This is a genomic window from Streptomyces boncukensis, assembly GCF_011045075.1.
Taxonomy (GTDB): domain Bacteria; phylum Actinomycetota; class Actinomycetes; order Streptomycetales; family Streptomycetaceae; genus Streptomyces; species Streptomyces boncukensis.
Map to the genome: position 1 here is coordinate 1 of NZ_JAAKZZ010000508.1, position 5139 is coordinate 5139.

Consider the following 5139-nt stretch of genomic DNA (forward strand, 5'->3'; position numbering starts at 1 on the left):
CGCTGGTCCTGTTCCTGCTGGCCCCGTTCACCGGGGAGTTCCTGCTGGGCAACCTCGCCCTCGCCGAGCTCCCGCTCGGCGTGCTGCTGGCGCCGATGTACGGATGCGGGGCGCTGCTGGTGCGGGAGGTGGGGCGGCGCACCGGCGGCGGCTGGCCGGCCATGGTGCTGCTGGCCGCCGCGTATGCGCTGGTCGAGGAGGGCCCGGTCGACCAGCTGCTGTGGAACGACGGCTACGCGGGCGAGGACCTGCTGCACGGCCCTTCGTATGTGCCCGCGCTGGGCATGAGCGTCGAGCTGACGCAGACCGTGCTGGCCCTGCACGCGGTGTGGAGCATATGCGTCCCCATCGCCCTCGCCGAAACCCTGGCCCGCGGCCGCGGCCGCGGCAGCACGCCCTGGCTCAGCCGTGCCGGGCTCGGCTGGGTGGCCTGCGGCTACACGGCGGGTGCCGCGCTGGTCTTCGCCGGCAACTACGCGGAGGAGCACTTCCTCGCCTCCCCCGCCCAGCTCGCGGGTATCGCGGCGGTCATCGCGGGGCTCGTCGCCGCCGCGTTCCGGATCCGGGGCCGCCGGCTCCCGGCCCTGCCCGGCACGGCCCCGGCCCCCCGTCGTGTGGCCCTGGCAGCGCTGGCGGTGACCAGCGCGTACTGGGGCCCGCTCAACCTGATCACGGCCGACTGGTTCGAGTGGCCCGGCGTGCTGATCTGGTGTGCCGCCACGGCCCTGGGGGTGCGGTGCGTGAGCCGCTGGTCGCGCCGGGACGGCTGGGACGCGCGGCACCGCTTCGCGCTCGCGGCGGGCGCCGTCCTCACCTACGCGTGGGTCTCCTTCCCCGTGCGCCCCGAGTCCGGCGGGAGCCTGGTGTCCGACCTGAGCAGCAACGCCGTGTTCGCCGCGGTCGCCGGCGCGCTGCTGCTCGTGGCCGCCCGTGCGAGTCGCGAGGGGAGTCGGGAAGAGGGCCGGGAGGATTTTTCCCCGGGAGCTGTCGATTCCGGCCCGTCCCGTTCGACGCACAGATGAGAGGCGGGGACAGCCCCCGACCGCAGCCCCCGACCGCAGGACCGAGGAGTCACCATGCCGCGCTTCATGACGCTGCTCAGCTTCGAGGAGAAGAGCATGCCCGCCGAGAACCCGCCCGAGTTCGAGCAGCGCGCCGCGGCGCTGTTCGAGGAAATCACCAAGGCGGGGGTCATGCTCGACACGGCCGCGCTGACGCCGACCGCCGAGGCCACCCGGATGGTCTGGTCCGGCGGCAAGCTCAGCTGCACCGACGGACCGTTCACCGAGACCAAGGAGGTCGTCGGCGGCTATTCGATCGTCCAGGCCAAGGACCGGGCCGAGGCGCTGGAGTGGGCCCGGCGGTTCATGGAGATCCACCCGGAGGAGTGGACCGTGACCGCCGAGATCCGCGAGATCGCCGAGGAAGGGGGGTGCTGACGGGCTCCGGTTGTCCGCCGCGCCTGCCGCTGGTCTGATGGGTGCCCGTGACAGCGACCAGCGCGGCCGAGACCGTCGAGGCGGTCTTCCGTATCGAGTCCCCCCGGATCATCGCGGGCCTCACCCGCATCGTGCGGGATGTGGGCATCGCCGAGGAACTGGCGCAGGATGCACTGGTGGCGGCGCTGGAGCAGTGGCCGGAGTCGGGCGTACCGGAGAAGCCGGGCGCCTGGCTGACGGCCACCGCCAAGCACCGCGCCATCGACCTGGTGCGCCGCAGGGAGACCTACGCCCGCAAGCTGGCCGAGGTCGGACGGACGCTGGAGGACCTTCCGCCGCCGGAGCCGCCGGACGAGGAGGAGATCGACGACGACCTGCTGCGGCTGATCTTCACCGCGTGCCACCCCGTGCTGTCGACGCAGGCCCGGATCGCCCTCACGCTGCGCCTGCTCGGCGGACTGACCACGGCGGAGATCGCCCGCGCGTTCCTCGCCACGGAGCCGGCGGTCGCCCAGCGGATCGTCCGTGCCAAGCGCACCCTCGCCGCCTCCGGCGTCCCCTTCGAGGTTCCCGGCCCGGAGGACCGCGCGGCCCGGCTCTCCTCGGTCCTGGAGGTGATCTACCTCATCTTCAACGAGGGCTACTCGGCCACGGCGGGCGACGACCTGGTGCGTCCGGCGCTGTGCGAGGACGCGCTGCGGCTCGCCCGCGTGCTGGCGGGCCTGATGCCGGGGGAGTCCGAGGTCCACGGGCTGGTGGCGCTGCTGGAGTTCCAGGCGTCCCGGATTCCCGCCCGCACCGGCCCGGACGGCGCCCCGGTGCTCCTCGCGGAGCAGCACCGGGCCAGATGGGACCGCCTGCTGATGCACCGGGGCATCGAGGCCCTGCACCGCGCGGGCGGCGAGCTGGCGGGGCCGTACTCCGTACAGGCCGCCATCGCCGCCTGCCACGCGCGCGCGGCGCGGTACGAGGACACCGACTGGGCCACCATCGCCGCGCTGTACGGCCGGCTGATGGCGCTGGCCCCGTCACCGGTCGTGGAGCTGAACCGGGCGGTCGCCGTCTCCATGGCCGACGGCCCCCAGGCGGGTCTGGACCTGGTGGACGCGCTGGCGGAGGAGCCCGCGCTGCAGGACTACCACCTGCTGCCGAGCGCGCGCGGCGACCTGCTCGAACGGCTGGGCCGGAACGCGGAGGCCCGTGCCGAGTTCGAGCGGGCCGCCGCGCTGACCCGGAACGCCCGCGAGCGGGACCTGCTGCTGGCGCGGGCCGGGCGGCAGGCCAGGTAGCCCGGCGGCCCGGTGAGCCGGCGGCCCGGCGCTCGGCACGTTCTCCGGGGCGGCGCCGGGCCCGCCCCCTCCGGTCACCGCTTCCGCTCGGGCCACCGGGCCGGAGGCCGCAGATGCTACAGGGGCCGTGCCGGGCGGAAGCCGTGCAGATGGATCAGTACGTCGTGGCCCCGCCCGAGCACGTACGGACGGTAGGGGTCGCCGGGCGGGCCGATGTCGCGGGTGGGGCGGGATCCGTGCAGCCAGGCGCGGGCCGCGTGCGGCGCGGTGCGCATGTCCAGCAGGTAGTCCCGGGCCGGGAGCACGGTGCCCACCCTGTCGAGGACGGCCTCGCTGCTGCCCGCGCGCGGCGGACCGTGGGTCTCCGTGTGCCAGTCGCCCGTCTCGTCGTCGAGCACGGCCTCGCTGCCGTGCCCGAAGGTGGTGCCCACGGCGAGGTAGTCGCGGCCCAGGAGGCGCCGCAGATAGGCGCCCTGGCTCACCGGGTAGTGCTCCGGGTCGTAGGTCTCGTAGGCGGTGTGCCCGTTGTGCGCGGAGAGCAGCACGCGGTGACCGGTGTGCCGGTGCCACCAGGCGGTGTTGCGGGCCATCAGCTCGTCGCGGTAGCGCATGGCCCGGCGGGTCTGCTCCGGGTCCTTGAGGTCGTACGCGAACACGGTGGCGGTCTGGGCGATGACCCGCGCGTGCTGGACCGCCCAGGCGTGCGCGTCCGGCGCGTCCGGCGCGTCCGACGGGCGGCGGGGCGCCAGCAGCCGGACGGCGTGCCGCGCGCGGGCGGCCAGACGGCGGCGCTCACGCTGCGGCAGCGCGCCGAGGTCGGCGGTCCGGGCGTAGCGGCGCAGCTCCCCGTACGTTCTGCCGAACTCCCGGCGCAGGGAGGGGTGATGGCGTGCGACGTAGCGCTGTACGTGGTCGAAGAGCGCCGTGTCGATCCGCGGGTGGGCCAGGTCGTTCCCCATGAAGCGGACGGGGGTGCGCGGATGGCGCTCGTTGTGGGCGCGCATCCAGGTGATCAGGTCCAGATACTCCGCCACGTGCCATGGCCAGGCACCGCCGCCGAACTCCTGTTCCATCAGGTCCCGGGGGTCGCCCTCACCGGTGCGGACGTAGGCGTCCAGCCGCAGTCCGGCGCCCCAGCCCGCCTCCAGCGCGAATGTGGTGAAGCCCTTCTCCTCCACCAGGTAGCGGAAGACCCGGTGCTTGAGGGTGAACATCTCGTGCGCGCCGTGCACCGCCTCGCCGAGCGCCACGACCGGAACGCGGCCGATCGCGGCGCCCAGCGGACGTAGATCGCCGAGCGGTCCACGGGGCGACGTGGTCCGCAGCGGCTCCGCGGCCCGTGCCAGCGCCGCCACGACACCGCCCGCACCGCCACCCGCACCATCTGCGGCGTCCGCGCCCTGCCCGGGGCGGCCGGCCGCGGGCGCGGCGGCCCGCGCGGGCGCGGCCGCTGCGGCTGTTGCGGCGGCCGCGGTGGCGGGCAGGGCGAGCAGGGGCAGTGCGCCGAGCAGTGTGCGCCGTGCGAGAGGAGCCATCGGGTGCTCTCCCTTCCGCGGGGAATCCGGTCGGGCTCCAGCCTCGGCCGCCCGCGCCGTGCCCGCGATCCCGCCAGCCCCCGTACCGGGGTGGGGCCTGCCACCGGAAGCGGTCGGGTAAATCCTTGGCGGGCCGCGCCTTCCTGCGGTGATACTCCCCCGCATGCTGGACTTCACCGATTTCGACACCCGCAACTACCGCACCGTCGATGTCGCCACCGGATACGGGCAGTGGGTCGACACCTACGAGGACACCGTGCAAGACGCGATGGACATCGCGCTGCTGGACGAACTCACCGCCCCCGCCTGGCGCTCCGTACGCCGCGCCGCCGACCTGGGGTGCGGCACCGGCCGCACCGGCGCCTGGCTGCGGCGGCACGGGGTGCCCGGGATCGACGGCGTGGACCTCACCCCCGGGATGCTGGAGCGGGCACGGGAGCGCGGTGCCCACGACCACCTCGTCGAGGGCGACGTGCGCACCTCCGGCCTCCCGGGCGGCTCCTACGACCTGGTCATCTCCTCGCTGATCGACGAGCACCTGCCCGACCTGCGGCCCTACTACGACGAGGCGTGGCGGCTCGCGGCGCCCGAGGCGCTGTGCGTCGTGGTCGCCTTCCACCCGCACTTCATCATGACCTCAGGGATGCCCACCCACTTCACCAGCGCGTCCGGCGAACCGGTCGCCATCGCCACCCATGTCCACCTGCTCAGCGACCACATCGCGGCGGGGCTGGGCGCAGGCTGGCGGCTGGCCGAGATGCGGGAGGGGCTCGTGGACGAGCGCTGGCTCGCGGTGAAGCCGAAGTGGGAGCGGTTCCGGAACCATCCCGTCTCGGCCGCACTGGTGTGGCGCAAGGACGGCTGAGCCCTCCGGGA

Annotated in this window: 5 protein-coding genes; 4 read left to right on the forward strand and 1 reads right to left on the reverse strand. The window is 74.5% G+C overall.

Annotated elements, in window-relative coordinates; all coding sequences use genetic code 11:
• The 3 genes from G5C65_RS30785 to G5C65_RS30795 form a co-directional block, all read left to right on the forward strand.
• On the forward strand, window positions 1-1022 hold a 1022-nt coding region (locus tag G5C65_RS30785), incomplete at its 5' end, for a hypothetical protein (RefSeq protein WP_206442454.1).
• 54 nt (window positions 1023-1076) lie between these two features.
• On the forward strand, window positions 1077-1439 hold the full coding sequence (locus G5C65_RS30790) for a YciI family protein (RefSeq protein ID WP_165302339.1): 363 nt from the start codon (window positions 1077-1079) through the stop codon (window positions 1437-1439).
• A gap of 41 nt (window positions 1440-1480) precedes the next feature.
• The gene (locus tag G5C65_RS30795; RefSeq protein ID WP_165302340.1) at window positions 1481-2728 is read left to right on the forward strand and encodes a sigma-70 family RNA polymerase sigma factor; all 1248 of its coding nucleotides are present in this window, start codon (window positions 1481-1483) and stop codon (window positions 2726-2728) included.
• Between the two features lie 116 nt (window positions 2729-2844).
• Here G5C65_RS30795 and G5C65_RS30800 read toward each other — a convergent pair whose 3' ends face one another.
• Window positions 2845-4263: an erythromycin esterase family protein gene (locus tag G5C65_RS30800; protein WP_165302341.1), complete on the reverse strand. Its 1419-nt coding sequence runs from the start codon at window positions 4261-4263 to the stop codon at window positions 2845-2847.
• A gap of 163 nt (window positions 4264-4426) precedes the next feature.
• Here G5C65_RS30800 and G5C65_RS30805 point away from each other — a divergent pair, with 163 nt between their 5' ends.
• On the forward strand, window positions 4427-5128 hold the full coding sequence (locus G5C65_RS30805) for a class I SAM-dependent DNA methyltransferase (RefSeq protein ID WP_165302342.1): 702 nt from the start codon (window positions 4427-4429) through the stop codon (window positions 5126-5128).
• Window positions 5129-5139: the final 11 nt, after the last annotated feature.

Excerpts from the sequence above, each read along its gene's own strand:
- G5C65_RS30790 (WP_165302339.1), top strand. The coding sequence starts at position 1,077 with ATGCCGCGCTTCATGACGCTGCTCAGCTTCGAGGAGAAGAGCATGCCC.
- G5C65_RS30805 (WP_165302342.1), top strand. The coding sequence starts at position 4,427 with ATGCTGGACTTCACCGATTTCGACACCCGCAACTACCGCACCGTCGAT.
- G5C65_RS30800 (WP_165302341.1), bottom strand. The coding sequence starts at position 4,263 with ATGGCTCCTCTCGCACGGCGCACACTGCTCGGCGCACTGCCCCTGCTC.